The sequence below is a fragment of the Streptomyces xingningensis genome (assembly GCF_054957865.1).
In genome coordinates, this window is sequence record NZ_JBDJPF010000035.1 from 1 (window position 1) to 14,443 (window position 14,443).

At 72.2% G+C, this 14,443-nt stretch carries 18 protein-coding genes; 9 read left to right on the top strand and 9 right to left on the bottom strand.

The window, feature by feature from the left end; all coding sequences use genetic code 11:
- The first annotated feature begins 91 nt into the window (after positions 1-91).
- Positions 92-343: a hypothetical protein gene (locus ABCR83_RS19130; protein ID WP_462696273.1), complete on the top strand. Its 252-nt coding sequence runs from the start codon at positions 92-94 to the stop codon at positions 341-343.
- 5 nt (positions 344-348) lie between these two features.
- On the opposite strand, the gene ABCR83_RS19135 is transcribed toward ABCR83_RS19130, so the two are convergent.
- From ABCR83_RS19135 to ABCR83_RS19145, 3 genes are all read right to left on the bottom strand, one after another.
- The gene (locus ABCR83_RS19135; RefSeq protein WP_462696274.1) at positions 349-1,779 is read right to left on the bottom strand and encodes a PTS transporter subunit EIIC; all 1,431 of its coding nucleotides are present in this window, start codon (positions 1,777-1,779) and stop codon (positions 349-351) included.
- A gap of 21 nt (positions 1,780-1,800) precedes the next feature.
- On the bottom strand, positions 1,801-2,739 hold the full coding sequence (gene murQ, locus ABCR83_RS19140; protein ID WP_462696275.1) for an N-acetylmuramic acid 6-phosphate etherase: 939 nt from the start codon (positions 2,737-2,739) through the stop codon (positions 1,801-1,803).
- 366 nt (positions 2,740-3,105) lie between these two features.
- A complete protein-coding gene (locus tag ABCR83_RS19145; RefSeq protein WP_462696276.1) occupies positions 3,106-4,038 on the bottom strand; it encodes a MurR/RpiR family transcriptional regulator in 933 nt (310 codons plus the stop codon).
- A 63-nt stretch (positions 4,039-4,101) separates the two neighbouring features.
- Between ABCR83_RS19145 and ABCR83_RS19150 the strand changes: the two genes are divergently transcribed.
- Positions 4,102-4,482, top strand: a complete 381-nt coding sequence (locus ABCR83_RS19150) for a hypothetical protein (protein ID WP_462696277.1) — start codon at positions 4,102-4,104, stop codon at positions 4,480-4,482.
- A complete protein-coding gene (locus ABCR83_RS19155) occupies positions 4,479-4,745 on the top strand; it encodes a DUF4031 domain-containing protein (protein ID WP_462696278.1) in 267 nt (88 codons plus the stop codon). Before ABCR83_RS19150 ends, ABCR83_RS19155 begins: the two co-directional genes overlap by 4 nt.
- Positions 4,746-5,077: 332 nt before the next feature.
- Here ABCR83_RS19155 and ABCR83_RS19160 read toward each other — a convergent pair whose 3' ends face one another.
- Positions 5,078-5,746: an HD domain-containing protein gene (locus ABCR83_RS19160; protein WP_462696279.1), complete on the bottom strand. Its 669-nt coding sequence runs from the start codon at positions 5,744-5,746 to the stop codon at positions 5,078-5,080.
- 58 nt (positions 5,747-5,804) lie between these two features.
- Between ABCR83_RS19160 and ABCR83_RS19165 the strand changes: the two genes are divergently transcribed.
- Positions 5,805-6,506 carry a copper homeostasis protein CutC gene (locus ABCR83_RS19165; RefSeq protein ID WP_462696280.1) on the top strand — a complete coding sequence of 234 codons (702 nt, stop codon included), beginning with the start codon at positions 5,805-5,807 and terminating at the stop codon, positions 6,504-6,506.
- Here ABCR83_RS19165 and ABCR83_RS19170 read toward each other — a convergent pair.
- Positions 6,413-7,645 (bottom strand): MFS transporter, encoded by a 1,233-nt coding sequence (locus tag ABCR83_RS19170; RefSeq protein WP_462696281.1) that lies wholly within the window; start codon positions 7,643-7,645, stop codon positions 6,413-6,415. The genes ABCR83_RS19165 and ABCR83_RS19170 overlap by 94 nt on opposite strands.
- A 71-nt stretch (positions 7,646-7,716) precedes the next feature.
- Here ABCR83_RS19170 and ABCR83_RS19175 point away from each other — a divergent pair, with 71 nt between their 5' ends.
- Entirely contained in the window at positions 7,717-8,037 is a 321-nt protein-coding gene (locus ABCR83_RS19175) for an ArsR/SmtB family transcription factor (protein ID WP_462696283.1), read from the top strand.
- Between the two features lie 17 nt (positions 8,038-8,054).
- Here the strand turns inward: ABCR83_RS19175 and ABCR83_RS19180 are convergent, their stop codons facing one another.
- On the bottom strand, positions 8,055-10,136 hold the full coding sequence (locus ABCR83_RS19180; RefSeq protein WP_462696284.1) for a HelD family protein: 2,082 nt from the start codon (positions 10,134-10,136) through the stop codon (positions 8,055-8,057).
- A gap of 280 nt (positions 10,137-10,416) precedes the next feature.
- Between ABCR83_RS19180 and ABCR83_RS19185 the strand changes: the two genes are divergently transcribed.
- The gene (locus tag ABCR83_RS19185; protein ID WP_462696285.1) at positions 10,417-10,575 is read left to right on the top strand and encodes a hypothetical protein; all 159 of its coding nucleotides are present in this window, start codon (positions 10,417-10,419) and stop codon (positions 10,573-10,575) included.
- Positions 10,576-10,578: 3 nt separating this feature from the next.
- Here ABCR83_RS19185 and ABCR83_RS19190 read toward each other — a convergent pair whose 3' ends face one another.
- Positions 10,579-10,860 carry a type II toxin-antitoxin system RelE family toxin gene (locus ABCR83_RS19190; RefSeq protein WP_462696286.1) on the bottom strand — a complete coding sequence of 94 codons (282 nt, stop codon included), beginning with the start codon at positions 10,858-10,860 and terminating at the stop codon, positions 10,579-10,581.
- Positions 10,861-10,932: 72 nt separating this feature from the next.
- Complete coding sequence (locus ABCR83_RS19195) at positions 10,933-12,582, bottom strand: DNA repair helicase XPB (protein ID WP_462696287.1); 1,650 nt, start codon at positions 12,580-12,582, stop codon at positions 10,933-10,935.
- A 138-nt stretch (positions 12,583-12,720) separates the two neighbouring features.
- Here ABCR83_RS19195 and ABCR83_RS19200 point away from each other — a divergent pair, with 138 nt between their 5' ends.
- Together ABCR83_RS19200 and ABCR83_RS19205 are read left to right on the top strand one after the other, a co-directional pair.
- Positions 12,721-12,957 (top strand): hypothetical protein, encoded by a 237-nt coding sequence (locus tag ABCR83_RS19200; RefSeq protein ID WP_462696288.1) that lies wholly within the window; start codon positions 12,721-12,723, stop codon positions 12,955-12,957.
- Complete coding sequence (locus ABCR83_RS19205) at positions 12,954-13,331, top strand: toxin Doc (protein ID WP_462696289.1); 378 nt, start codon at positions 12,954-12,956, stop codon at positions 13,329-13,331. The genes ABCR83_RS19200 and ABCR83_RS19205 overlap by 4 nt, the downstream gene beginning before the upstream one ends.
- A 20-nt stretch (positions 13,332-13,351) precedes the next feature.
- On the opposite strand, the gene ABCR83_RS19210 is transcribed toward ABCR83_RS19205, so the two are convergent.
- A complete protein-coding gene (locus ABCR83_RS19210) occupies positions 13,352-13,690 on the bottom strand; it encodes a hypothetical protein (protein WP_462696290.1) in 339 nt (112 codons plus the stop codon).
- Positions 13,691-13,887: 197 nt separating this feature from the next.
- Here ABCR83_RS19210 and ABCR83_RS19215 point away from each other — a divergent pair, with 197 nt between their 5' ends.
- Positions 13,888-14,433 (top strand): hypothetical protein, encoded by a 546-nt coding sequence (locus tag ABCR83_RS19215; protein WP_462696291.1) that lies wholly within the window; start codon positions 13,888-13,890, stop codon positions 14,431-14,433.
- The last annotated feature ends 10 nt before the right edge of the window (positions 14,434-14,443 follow it).

Consider the following 14,443-nt stretch of genomic DNA (forward strand, 5'->3'; position numbering starts at 1 on the left):
CCGTGGAAACGTCACTGACCTGCGAAAAGACGCCAACTAGTTCAGTTAACGTGGCTCGCTTGCCGCGGCTGTCGCGCGCCATGCCGATGCGGTGATCGACGTGCCTGTCTATGCGGAAGCCCACCACCGTGCGGCAGCGTTGCTCCACCAACTGGTGCGGGTGCCGGCGCTGGAGTTCGCCAATGAGCACTTCGCGGCGGTGGTCGCAGCCGCCTATCTGGCGGCAAGTGGTCAGCAGGTCACAGTGGAGGGCAAAAAGGCCATCGAGTTGGTCCACCGTGTCGCGGAGGGGCTCGATGTACGGGCCGCGGCAGCCGAGATCCGCACCTGGTCGGCGAGCTGAGTGAGTCAGTCCGTATGGCCTTCGGGAGACACCCGTCGGCCGAACCCGAACAGATAGGTCGCCGCGAACCCCACCGCGTACCCCACCAGCAGCCCCGCGCCGTAGACCGCCAGCGCCCGGACCGGTCCGTGGTTGCCCTTGAGGAGCGGGAAGAGGGCCCAGCCCGATGGGCCGATGGCCGTGGTGCCGACTCTGTCTCCCAACTGGCCCAGCAGGCCCACGAAGCCGCCGCCGAAGGCGCCTCCCACACAGGCGGTGACAAACGGGCGGCCCAGCGGGAGGGAGATGCCGTAGATGAGCGGTTCGCCGATGCCCAGCAGGCCCGCGGGGAGGGCGGAGCGCACCGTCCGCCGGATGGAAGGGCTGTGCGACAGCCGGAGGTAGACGGCGATCGCCGCGCCCACCTGACCCGCGCCCGCCATGGCCAGCAGGGGGAGCAGGACGGTATAGCCCTGCTCGGCGATCAGGGTGGTGTGGACGGGGATCAGGGCCTGGTGCAGGCCCAGCATCACCAGCGGCAGGAACAGCCCGCCCAGTACGAAGCCGGCCGGTGCGCCGGTGTTGGTCAGCAGCCAGTCGGCGAAGTGGCCGATGAGAGTGGAGAGTTCACCGGCCGCGTACATCAGCCCGTAGACCGTGGCCAGGCCCGGCAGCAGGACGGTGAGGGCCGGGGTGACGAGCACGCCCAGTGCCTCGGGCACCAGGCGTCGGCAGGATCGTTCCACCCCCACGGCCAGCAGCGCGGCGGCCAGCGCGCCGATGACCCCGCCCTGGCCGGGGGCCGGCTTCACCCCGAAGGCGGACACCCGGTCCACGCCCGGGAAGACCATGACGGCCGCGACCGCGCCGCCCAGGATGGGGGTTCCGCCGAACTCCTTGGCGGTGTGGTAGCCGACGAACACGGCGATCAGCGACATAAAGCCGGAGGCGATGGCGGTGAGCGCCGGTGCGAGCGAGGGCGCCCAGCCCAGGTTGGCCAGCAGCCCGGCCAGGCCCGCGATCAGGCCGCAGCCGATGAGGGCCGGGATCAGCGGGATGAAGACCTGTGCGATGCGGCGCAGCGCCAGCTTGGCCGGGGTGGCGTTGCGGGCCCCGCGCTCGGCCCTGAGCTCCGCGCCCCGCTCGGCGAGCGCCTCGGCCGTGGGCGGCCGGGCGGCCAGCAGGCGTTCCAGTTCGGGAGCGACCCGGGCGACCGTGCCCGGGCCCAGCACGATCTGCCGGGATGTGCCGTCCTCGACCACTCCCAACACTCCGGGCAGTGCCCGTAGTTCGGCGTCCCGGACCAGGGAGTCGTCCCGGATGCCCACCCGTAGGCGGGTCATGCAGGCGGCGACCGAGGTGAGGTTCCCGGGGCCGCCGAGCAGGGGGAGGACGGCGGCCGCGATGCCGTCCGGTAGGTTCGGTGCGTCTGGTGGGTTTGGTGGGTTCGGTGCCATGGTGCCTTGCCTGGGTGCTGGTCAGTCCTTTGCCGCGAGGCCGAGGGCGGTGCGCAACCGGCCGCCGGACTCCGCCAGCAGGCGGGCGGCCGTCGGGCCGTCGACGCCGCCGAGGAGGACGAGGATTGCGTTCTTCACCTCTCCGTCGGTCTCGGCCAGCGCGGCCTCGATCTCCGGGTCGGAGGCGCCCGTCGCGAGCGAGACGATGTGCCGGGAGCGGGCGCGCAGCTTGTCGTTGGTGGCCCGGACGTCGACCATCAGGTTGCCGTAGGTCTTGCCGAGCCGGATCATGGTGATGGTCGAGAGCATGTTGAGGACGAGCTTCTGCGCGGTGCCCGCCTTCAACCGGGTGGATCCGGCGATCAGTTCGGGCCCGACGACCACCTCGATGGGATGCTCGGCGGCCCGGCCGAGTGCCGAACCGGCGTTGCAGGACAGCCCGATGGTGAGGGCACCGGCCTGGCGGGCGTGCCGGACGGCCCCGATGGCGTAGGGGGTGCGGCCGGAGGCGGAGATGCCGACGACCGTGTCCTCGGTCCCGATCCGCAGCGCGGCCAGGTCGGCGGCGGCCGACTCGGCGCTGTCCTCGGCCCCTTCGACGGCCGTGACCAGGGCGCCGGGCCCGCCCGCGATCAGCCCGACCACCTGGGCGGGGTCGGTGTTGAAGGTCGGCGGGCACTCGCTGGCGTCCAGCACGCCCAGCCGCCCGGCGGTGCCCGCGCCCGCGTAGACCAGCCGGCCGCCGCGCGCCATCCGGGCGGCCGTGGCGTCGATGGCGGCCGATATCCGCGGGAGTTGGGCGGCGACGGCGGCCGGGACGCCGGCGTCTTCGGCGTTCATGACCTGGGCGATGGCCCGGGTCGGCAGCCGGTCGATGTCCGCGAGGTCGGCCCGGAATCCCTCGGTGGTCAGCGCGGCGAGCTGGGCACGGAGTGCGGCGATGGCGGCGGTCGAGGTCATGGCGGGCCCTCTATCGGGGGGTTGGCAACTGCTCGTCGAGGAGCGCATATGAGGTCGTCTTAGCTCGATGGTGTGATGGCCGGCTTCCGGGCTTGCGGTGCCCTGGGTCATCCGGGTTAGCGTGGCGGCGCGATCTGGGACGCCGGGTGCGGTGTCGGCGTGCGGGGCCCCTGCTCCACCGGAGCGATGGTTCAGGGCCTCCCCGTCGCCTCTGGCCGTATCCATATGGCCAGGTCGCGTAGGGAACCGGCCTCCCGGGACCGGACCACGCACAGGATGCGTGTCGCCGCCTCGGGGTCGAGTACGCCGGGGAACCAGTGCGCCCAAGACCGTTCGGGGCGTGCGGCTGACCGGGCTCACTCCTGCTCAGTCCGTAGGAACGGTGCGCGGGTCGTGTCGGTGGGCGAGCGCCTCGTAGGAGGCGGCCAGGGCGGGCGCCGCGGTCTGGTAGGTGCGCTGGGCGACGCCGATGAACAGGCAGTCCACCACGAGGAGTTGGCTGGTGCGGCTGGACATCGCCGCCGGGCGCAGCTCGCTCTCCCGGGCCGTGGACGTGGTGAGGACATGGTCGGCGTACTGGGCGACCTGGCCGTCCGGGCGGCCGGTGACCGCCACCGTGGTGGCGCCGCGCTCGAAGGCGGTCCGCAGCGGCTCGATGACATCGGTGGTCCGCCCGGAATGGGTGATGGCGATGGCCACGTCCCCGGCGCGCAGCTGGACCGCGTTGGTGACGGCCAGATGGGGGTCCGCGGGGGCGTGCGCGATCAGGCCGATGCGCAGCAGCTTCTGGACCAGGTCCTGGCCGACCAGGTTGGAGGCCCCGATGCCGTACACATCGATGCGCCGGGCGGCGGCGAGGGCGCCGACGGCCGACTCCAGCTGGGCGGTGTCCAGCCCGGCGGCGGTGTCGGCCAGGCACTGGGCCTCCTCCTGGGCGAGCTTGGCGACGACTTCGGCCAGCGGGTCGTCCACCGCGATGTCGGCGGTGACGGCCGGGGCCCGGCCCGCGGCCTGTTCGGCGGCGAGCGCGGCGAGGGCGAGCCGCAGTTCGCGGTAGCCGGGGTAGCCGAGGACCCGCGCGGTCCGTACGACCGTGGCCTCGCTGGTGCCGGTGCGCTCCGCGAGTCCGGTGACGGTGAGGGCGGCGGAGCCGGCCGGGTCGCCCACCAGGGCGTCGGCGACGCGCTGCATGGAGCGGGTCATGGAGGGGCCGAGAGTACGGGCCTTGGCGGCCAGTGCGGCGGGGGCGGGTGGGACGGGTGGAGCGTCGGTGAAAGTTTCTTTCAGTTTGCTGCTCACTCTGTGAAAGATATTTTCAGCCCGATGTGCCGTCAAGCATCCGGGTCCCGGACAATGGCCCATATGGAGTTCGAACAGGCGCCGCGGCTCGAGCGGGCGCTGCATGCGGCGCGGGCGCTGGTCCTCGCCGATCTGACCGCGTCCGGCGTGGCGGAGCCGGATGTCGTCTCGCTGGTCGAGGACGCGGTCGCGGGCCGGCGGTGGTGGGTGGAGCAGTGGCCGGAGGGCGCGGAGTTCGTCGTCGGGCTCGTCGCCCAGGACGTCCAGGACGCGCTGCTGGACAGGTATGGCCGCTGGCCGTTGTGCCCGGTCTGTGCGGGTTCCGGCGATGCGCATGCCCTGGAGGTCGAGCCCGAGCTGGGGCCGGACCCGCGCTGGGCGTGTGCCAAGCAGGCGGTGCTGGTGGCGCCGGTGGGTTCGCTGGCCTCGGTGTTGCGGCGGTGACCCTGTATATCGACCCGCCGACCTGGCCCGGGCATGGCCGGATGTGGTCCCACCTGGTGAGCGATGTGAGCTTTGCGGAGCTGCATGCGTTCGCGGCCCGGGCGGGGGTGTCCGCCCGGGCCTTTGACCGCGATCACTATGACGTGCCGGAGGCTTCGTATGCGGATGCGGTCCGGCTGGGCGCGGTCGAGGTGAACAGCAGGGAGCTGGTGCGGCTGTTGCGGGGGGCGGGGCTGCGGAGGCCCAAGAGGGCGGCCGGGTAGGCGGTTTTGTACGCCATGCCGAGTCGTACGCCACGCCGAGGGATCGTTTCCCTCGCCCCCTATGGGTGACATGGCGCATGTCGCGGCAGGCGTGGGGGCAGCCGTGAGGTGCCAGCACCGATGACCGGATAAGAGGTATTTCATGCGCCGTATCGCTGTCATGACCCTCGGAACCGCCTCGATCCTCGGCCTTCTCACCGCTCCCGCCGATGCGTCCGCGCGCCGGAACCGGCGGGTCGACTCCGACCGGCGGGGGTGCCGGGCGCCTTCCGCGGAGGCCGGGCGGGGGGCGCGGCGCGGGTGCAGGTAGGAGTGTCCCCGGGGAGTTGTGCTCACCCGGCCGTCAGCAAGGCCAGTTCGCCCCCGAGGTTGCGGCGGGCCCTGTCCTCCCAGCGGTCCTGGCCCTGCGGGGTGCGGAACAGGCGGGGCAGGCCCAGGAGTTGACGCAGCACCTCGGCGCGGCCCGCCCGGAAGGCCTCGTCGGGCACGAAGCCGTACTCCTGGCGGACCGCCGCCGCGTAGGCCGCGTACTCCTCCGGGGTGCCGCCGAGCACCGCCAGGTCCGCATCGCACAGCACCTCGCCATTGCGGTCGCCCGGGGCGGGGTCATGGGTGATGGTGAGGAGCACCAGGCGGGCGACCTCGGCGGTGCGGGCCTCGTCGATGCCCAGCTCGGGCAGGGCGCGCTCGGCGAGGCGGGCACTGTGCTCCTCGTTGGCCGAGCGGTCGGGGCGGTGGACGGCGTCGTGGAACCAGGCCGCCAGGCGGACCGGAACGGGATCCTCGGCGTGGCCGGCCAGTTCGTCGATCCGGTCCAGGACCGCGACCAGGTGGTCGACGGTGTGGTAGCGGCGCTGCGGTTCGGCCCAGCGTCCCAGGAGATCGTGCGCATAGGGCTCCGGGGGCGGCAGGTCCCGGTCCGTGCCGCGGGCGGCCGCGACGGTACGGGCCCAGCGGTCGCGCAGGGCGGGGGAGGCCGGGTGCTCGGGGGTGACTGCCATGCGCCAATTGTGTGGCACGGCTTTCTGCGCCGGGTGGCGGTGTGGCACCCTGTGCTACATGTCTAGACCAATTCTTGAAGTGATCGCGCTCGGACCCGAGGACGCGGCAGCGGCGCAGGCCGGCGGGGCGGACCGGCTCGAACTGGTCAGCGACATGGCCGCCGATGGCCTCACCCCCGCCCGGGAGACCTTCGCGGCGGTCCGGGCCGCCGTCGGCATCCCGGTACGGGTGATGCTGCGCGCCACGGACGGGTTTGCCGTGGGGGGTGCGGCGGCGCTGGAGGCATTGTGCGCCGAGGCGCGGGCGCTGTGTGCCGAGGGGGCCGAGGAGTTCGTCCTGGGGTTCCTCGGCGAGGACGGCCGGGCCGACCTGGCGGCGGTGGCCGCCCTGGGCGATGTGATCGGGCCGCGCGCCCGGTGGACCTTCCACCGGGCGATCGACCGGGCCGCCGACCGGGAGGCGCTGCGCAAGCAGCTCGCGGACCAGCCGGGGCTGGACACCTACCTCACGGCCGGGTCCGCGTCCGGGGTCGACGACGGCCTGGCCACCCTGCTGGCCGAGGCGGCCCGCGGGAACGAACCCGGTTATGAGCCGCAGATCCTGGTCGGCGGCGGGCTGCGGCTGGAGCATGTGCCGGTGCTGCGGAGCGGGGGGATCGACGCCTTTCACATCGGCGGCGCGGCACGCCCCGCGGGCTGGGGCGCCTCGGTCGACGCGGCGGCGGTACGGGCCTGGCGGGAGGCGCTCGACGCGGCGTAGGCGGTGGGCGTGCGGGTGGTGGTCGCCAGCGTGATGAGCAGGGCCACCACCGCGAGTCCTGCGGCCACCAGCGGGAACCAGCGCCCGCCGAGCAGTGCGATGGCCAGGCTGCCGGTGCCGCCGGCCGCCGCTATGCCGAGGTACAGGGCGCTGCTGTTGATGGAGATGAGCAGCGGCGCGTTCGGGGGGTCGATGGAGGCCAGCCGGTGGGGGAGCGCGACGCCGATGGCCCAGCCCGCCGAGACGATCACCACATAGGCGAGCGCTCCGGGCATCGTCCGGGACAGCCAGGGCAGGGCCACGAAGGCGAGCACCACGATGCCGCCGCCGCCGAGCAGCACCGTGCGCACTCCGGCCCGGTCGACCATCCGGCCGCCGAGCCAGCTGCCCGCGACCGAGGCGATGCCGGCGACCAGCAGGATCAGGCTCAGCCGGTCCTGGTCGCCGCCCGTGGCGGGGCGGACGGCGGTGGCCAGATAGATGTAGACGGTGTTGAGAGCGAGGAAGAAGGCGAAGGTGGTGGCGGCGGCCCCGACGACCCGGCGGTCCCGCAGGGGTGCCAGACGCTCGCGGAGGCCGGGCGCGGTCGTGGTGGCGGGGAGGCCGCGCAGCAATGCCGCGAGGCCGGTGAACGCCGCGGCGCCGAGCGCCACCACCAGCCACATCGTCCAGCGCCAGTCGGCGTGTCCGATCCAGGCGCCGAGCGGGACGCCGAGCGCCGTGGCCACGGTCATGCCGCCGAGCACGGTGGCGATGGCCCGGCCGCGCTGCTCCGGCGGCACCAGACTGACGGCGACGGCGTTGGCGGTCGGGGTGTAGAGCGCGGCCCCGGCGGCGGCGAGTATCCGAGTGGCCAGCAGCACCGGGTAGTTGGGGGCGATGGCGGTCAGCGCATTGGCCACGGTGAACACCGCCAGCGCGGTGAGCAGCAGCCGGCGGCGCTCCCAGCGGCCGGTCAGCGCGGCGAGTACGGGAGCCAGCACCGCGTAGGCAAGGGCGAAGACGGTGACCGTCTGGCCGGCGGCGGAGACCGAGACCGCCATGTCATGGGCGATCCCATCGAGGATTCCGGCCATGACCATGGAGTCGGTGCCCATGGCGAAGGTGCCGAGGGCGAGCAGGAGCAGGCGCAGACGCACGGATGTCCTTCCGGGGCAGGTAAGGTTGGACGTGCGTCAAACAATAGCGACTGTTGGATGGGTGTCAAACAGTGGATGGTGAACTGCTACCACAGCCGGACGTCTCGGACATCGAACTGGTGAAGGTGCTGAGCGCGCTGGGAGATCCGGTGCGGCTGCATCTGTTCCAGCTCTATGCGAGCAGCGGCCGGGAGTACGACTGTTCCGACGAGGCGCTCGGAGTGGAGCACCTCCACAAGTCGACGGTCTCGCACCATATGCGGGTCATGCGGGAGGCCGGGCTCACGAGCTCCCGGGGCGTGGGGCGCAACCGGATCATCTCGCTGCGGCGGGCGGACCTGGACGCACGGTTCCCGGGGTTGGTCGATTCGCTGCTGGTGGCGTTGGGGTAGGGGGTGCGCCCCGGTCCCTACCCCAACTGGACCGGCAGCGGGGCCGAGTGCACGATCGCCAGCCCGGAGACGGCCCGCGTCAGCGCCACATACAACCGCCGCAGCCCGGTCCGCTCGTCCGGCTCGCCCGCCACCACCGCGGCGGGCTCGTCCAGCACCACATGGTCGTACTCCAGGCCCTTCGCCAGCGACGCCGGGACCAGCGTGAGGCGGGCCTCGGCAGTGGTCTCCTCGCCGGGGGCCAGATGCCGCAGGCCCGCCGCGTCCAGGGCCGCGGCGAGCGCGGGGATGCGCGCATCGGCCGCGATCAGGCCGATCGAGCCCTCCCGGTCGAGCGCGGCACGGCAGGCGGCCGGCACGGCCGCGTCGAGGTCGGTGACCTGCCGTACGGAGAAGTCGCCCGCCGACTCGCGGATCGAGGTGGCCTCGGCGAGCCCGGGCGCGATCGACGGCAGCAGCCGCGAGGCGTAGGCGATCACCTCGCGGGGGACGCGGAAGCCCTGGGTGAGCTCCTCGACGGTGGCCTCCGGCTTGCCGAGGTGGATCAGCGCCTCCCGCCAGTCGGGCGTCGCCCAGGGCGTGGTGCCCTGCGCGATGTCACCGAGGACGGTCGCCGAACCCGTGGTGCAGCGGCGGCCGACCGCGCGGTACTGCATGGGGGAGAGGTCCTGTGCCTCGTCGAGGACGACATGCCCCAAGGAGGGCGTGCGCGAGACCAGATCGCTCGCCTCGTCGATCAGCACCGCGTCCGCCGGCGACCAGCTGGCGCTCTTCACGCCGCGGGCGGGCTTCGCCCACCGGATCGCCTCCTGCTCCCCGGCCGAGAGCACCCCCGCCGAGTGCTCCGCGAGGAACTCCGCGTCGGACAGCAGACGCAGCACCAGCTTCGCCGGGTCGACCGGCGGCCAGCCGGCCTTGACCGCCGCCTTCACGGCCGGGTTGCGGGCCACCGCGTCCTGCACCCGGTCATCGGGGGCCTCGCCCGCCTGTTCCATCCGGACCAGCACGGCATGGGCGATGCGCTGCGGCAGGGCGTCGCGCGCCGCGCCATAACGGATGTCGCGGGCCAGCAACTCGCGGATGATCTCCTCGAGTTCATAGGCCGGGACCCGCCAGCGACGCGAACCGCGCACCACAACCACCGGTTCCACCGGCATCGTCACCCCCGACCGCACCGCGCGCCGCAGCACCTCCGCCATCCGGGCATCGCCCTTGATCCGGGCCGCGGTCGCGGTGTCGGTGCCGCGCACCTCGACGTGCGCCACCAGGTCGTCGACCGTGGCCTGGGCGACGTTCAACTCGCCGAGCGCGGGCAGGACCTGCTCGATGTAGTGCAGGAAGGACCGGTTGGGTCCGATGACCAAGGTGCCGGTGCGGGCCAGCCGTTCGCGGTGTGCGTAGAGGAGATACGCGACCCGGTGCAGGCCGACGGCCGTCTTCCCGGTGCCCGGCGCGCCCTGGACGCACACGGTGCCGCCGATCCCGGAGCGCACGATCTCGTCCTGCTCCGGCTGGATGGTGGCGACGATGTCGCGCATCGGCCCGACGCGCGGCCGCTCGATCTCCGACTGGAGCAGCCTGCCGGCCTGCTCACCGGCGGACGGGTCCGTCAGATCCTCGTCCTCGTAGGCCGTCAACTCGCCACCGGTGTAACCGAAGCGGCGGCGCATCAGGACATCCAGCGGGTGCTTCTTGGAGGCCCGGTAGAACGGCTGGGAGACCGGGGCGCGCCAGTCGATCACCATGGGGTCGCCGTCGGCGTCGTGCACATGGCGGCGCCCGATGTAGACCGTGTCTGCCTTCTCGGCCTTCTCGGCCTTCTGGGTCTTCTCGGCCCCCTCCGCCCGGCCCGCGCCCGGGGCATGCGCATAGTCCAGCCGCCCGAAGAACAGCGGGGTGTGCGCGAGGTCGGCGAGGGCGGCGATGCGCTGCTCGATCTGGTGCGTCAGCGCCTCGGCGTTGACCCAGTTCGCGGTGACGTCCTTGATGTCGAGCGACTCGGCATCGGCGCGCATCGCGCGCAACGCGGCACGGGAGGAGGCGAGATGGGCGCGTTCGCGGGCAAGCGGGTCGTGCTGGTCGGGGGCGTGCGCGGACACGGTGTTGCCTCCAGGGGTGCGACGGGATGAGCGGGAGCCGACCGGTTTCCGTCCGGACGGCGGCGCTCCCGGGAAGTCGCCGCGGGAGGCGGGCAGACGCGCGATTGTAGTCAGCAGGGAAAGGGCGCGCGAATGAATTGTCCGCGCGCCCCGGGAGGTTCTCAGGGTCGGGGTCCGCCTCCCGTAGGGGGCGTGGTGATCCTCGAGTCGTACGGCCGGGCCCGCCCGTTTACACCGGCAGATTGATGTATCGGGGGCCTGCGGATTCCATCATGGAGACATGACCACCGCAGCGATCACCCCAGAGGCCCAGGCCGCTCAGAGCGGCACCGCCAACGCCCTCGGCAACGCCCTCCACGCGATCAAGGTCTTCGCGGGCGCGGCCGTGAGCGTCGTCCTCCTCGGACAGTACGCCGAGGAGGCGCACATCAAGCGCTGAGCGCTAGTCGTCCGTGAGGAGGATGTCCGCGTCATCGAAGATCCGTAGCACCACCAGGAGCAGACGCCCTCGCGACACCATGTACTCCGCGACGATCTGCGACGTCAGACGGATTTCGCGGTCCTGCTCGCCCACGCCGACGGGCCGGGAGAGCTCCGTGTACGGGTCGCGGGCCAGGATCTCGACGGCCTTGTCGAGCGAGGCCCGGCGCACCGGGTCGAGGCGATCACGGTCACGTGCCGCAGGCTCCGTGTAGAGCACCTCATAGATGTCCTGGTGAGGCATGGCAGCCCTCCTGGCCGTGACTCGTGCGTCGATGACCAGCGTACCGAGCGGACTTGGAGCCCGGAGCCGCCGTCACGTATCCTCCCCAGCCGGCAGCTCGTCCGCGTCCACGATCCGGTACGCATACCCCTGTTCCGCCAGGAACCGCTGGCGGTGTGCCGCGAAGTCCTGGTCGACCGTGTCCCGGGCGACGACCGAGTAGAAGCGCGCCTCGTGCCCGTCGGCCTTCGGCCGGAGCACCCGGCCCAGCCGCTGGGCCTCCTCCTGGCGGGAGCCGAAGGTACCCGACACCTGGATGGCCACGGTGGCTTCCGGCAGGTCGATGGAGAAATTGGCGACCTTGGAGACCACGAGGACGGAGATCTCCCCCTCCCGGAAGGCGCCGAAGAGTTTCTCCCGCTGTGCGTTGGACGTCTCGCCCTTGATGACCGGCGCGTCCAAGTGCTCGCCCAGCTCGTCGAGTTGGTCGATGTACTGGCCGATGACCAGAGTCTGCTCGCCCCGGTGTTTGCGTACCAGCGCCTCGGCGACCTTGCGTTTGGTGGCCGTGGTGGCGCAGTGGCGGTACTTCTCCTCGGGCTCGGCCGTGGCGTAGGCCAGCCGCTCCGCGTCCGTGAGGTTGACGCGTACCTCGACGCAGTCGGCGGGCGCGATATAGCCCTGCGCCTCGATCTCCTTCCAGGGCGCGTCGAACCGCTTGGGCCCGATGAGCGAGAAGACATCCGACTCGCGGCCGTCCTCGCGGACCAGGGTGGCGGTCAGCCCGAGGCGGCGGCGCGCCTGCAGGTCGGCGGTGAATTTGAAGACGGGCGCGGGGAGCAGGTGCACCTCGTCGTAGACGACCAGGCCCCAGTCGCGGGAGTCGAACAGCTCCAGGTGGGGGTAGATGCCCTTCCGCTTGGTCGTCAGCACCTGGTAGGTGGCGATGGTGACCGGGCGGATCTCCTTCCTGGTGCCGCTGTACTCGCCGATCTCGTCCTCGGTCAGCGAGGTGCGCTTGACCAGCTCGTGCTTCCACTGCCGGGCCGAGACGGTGTTGGTGACCAGGATCAGCGTGGTCGCCTTGGCCTCGGCCATCGCGCCCGCGCCGACCAGCGTCTTGCCCGCGCCGCACGGCAGCACCACCACTCCGGAGCCGCCGTGCCAGAAGCCCTCCACCGCCTGCCGCTGGTAGGGGCGCAGCGCCCAGCCCTCCTCGCGCAGCTCGATGGGGTGTGCCTCGCCGTCGACATAGCCCGCCAGGTCCTCGGCGGGCCAGCCGAGCTTGAGCAGCACCTGCTTGATCTGGCCGCGCTCGGAGGGGTGGACGGCCACGGTGTCCGGGTCGAGACGGGCGCCCACCAGCGGCTGGATCTTCTTCGACCGCAGCACCTCTTCCAGCACCGGCCGGTCGCTGCTCTCCAGGACCAGCCCGTGCGTGGGGTGCTTGACCAGCCGCAGCCGCCCGTAACGGGCCATGGTCTCGGCGATGTCGACGAGCAGGGCGTGTGGCACGGGGTAGCGGGAGTGGCTGACCAGCGCGTCGACGACCTGCTCGGCGTCGTGCCCGGCCGCGCGGGCGTTCCACAGGCCGAGCGGGGTGACCCGGTAGGTGTGGATGTGCTCGGGGGCGCGCTCCAGCTCCGCGAAGGGGGCGATGGCGCGGCGGCACTCGTCGGCCCGCTCGTGGTCGACTTCCAGCAGGAGCGTCTTGTCGCTCTGGACGATCAGCGGTCCGGTCACGCTGTGCCTCACCCTCGCGTTTTGTGCGGCTCGTATGGCTGCGGCCAAACGTCCAGTGTGCCGCATGGGGAGTGGGGGCGTCGCTCGTTGGGGTGAAGGGGCTTGTCGTCGTAAAGCGCACCGCTTTACTGTGGCGGCATGTCGAGAACCATCACGATCCGCGTTTCGGACGAGATCTACCAGGAACTCAAGGCCCGTGCCGCCGTGGAGAACACCACCGTCACCGCGCTCATCACCGAGGCCGCCATGAGGGATCCCCGCCTCAGTGCCCCGTCCGACGCGGCCCGCCGGTTCCGCGAGGAGGCGCGGGACCTGTTCCGCGACGCCTTTGGCACCGACGGCCCCAAGCGCGATACCGGCCAGGCTGCCGCGTGAGTGACCAGGTCCACGTCGATCTGCGCTGGTTGCTGGAGGAACAGACCAAGTGCTTGCCGGGGAGGCCCGAGGTGTGGGACTTCTCGGCTCTTGTCGCCGCTGTCGCACGGCACAAGGTCGATCCACCTCGAATCGGCGTACTGCCGGACGCGGCGTGGCGTGCTGCGGCCCTGTTTATGACCATCGTCAACGAGCGGCCGCTGCCGGCGGACAACTCCTTCTACGCCTGCAACTGTGCGATCACCTACATGGATCAGTCGGGTGAGGGCATTGACGCGCCCTACGGCGGCCTGGTCGACCTGGCCAAGGACCTCCGCGCCGAGCGCGCCGACATCTACGACTGCGCCGACCGCATCCGCTCCTGGCGGGTCTGACCGCCGCACCGCCTGTTCGCTTATTCGCTCTCGCACACCGCATAGGCGGTGACCTTGACCGGCGCCGCGCCCGGGCCGGTGCGGGAGACGGCGGCGGTCCAGCCCTTGCCGTCGGCCGTGGGGCGGCTGTAGACGGGTGTGAAGCCCGGGCCGTGGCTGCCGTCGAAGCCGCCCCCGGTGAGGTGGGTGTGCTGCGGGCAGTAGGCGGTGGCGGCGGCGGTGGTCTCGTTCGCCTTGGAACCGCGGCCGGACGCGGTGTGGTGGACGACCACGGCGTGCTCGGCCGAGTCGGCGGCGGCGGTTCCGGTCGCCAGGGCGAGGGCGGTGGCCAGGGTGGTGAGGGCGGTGAGGGTGCGCATGCAGAGGCCAACGGGGAGCGTGTCGCCGAAGACACGGACGGCCCATGGACGCGACGCCCGTGCGCCGGGGTGCGTACGCCAGGGGCGCGGACGCGGTGATGTGCTGCCGGAGCCGGGTGGGAAGCGCGCTGCCGGGGGGTAGCCAGGGGCCGGAAAGCGCCGGTGGAGGCGCTTCGGTATCCCTCGGAGGGGTGTGCATGTTCGGTAGGCGCGGTGTGGCGGTGGCGCTGGGCTCCCTGGCGCTGGTCGGCTCGTCCCTGCTCTGGAGCCCGGCCGCCTCGGCCGGCGAGACCGGCGAGTCCCAAGAGTCCATCACCTGCACGGGACAAGACAGCACCACCTACAGCCCCGGCCTATCCCTGCTGCCCCAGCCGACCCGGATCGAGGCCCATGCCCACTACCTCTGCACCGGCGCGCCCGGCGAGTCGGCGCCGGCGAGGGGGCGGCTCGTCGGGCTGATGAACACCTCCTGCGTCGATGTCAGCGGCGGGCACAGCGGGGAGATCGTCACCTATGCCGACGGCCGCCGGTCGGTGATCTCATACAGCTCCGCGGAGGCCACCCGGCTCGCCGCGGTCACCTTGGTGGTGCTGGAGGGCGAGGTCGAACGGGGCCGGGGCGAGGGGCTGTCGGCCCGGCGGACGGTGGCGCTGGCGCATGACGCGCTGGGCACCGGCTGCCTGTCGGCCGAGGGCATCCAGCACGCCACCGGCCACACCCAGCTGGAGATCGGGTCCGACTGAGGCATGCCCC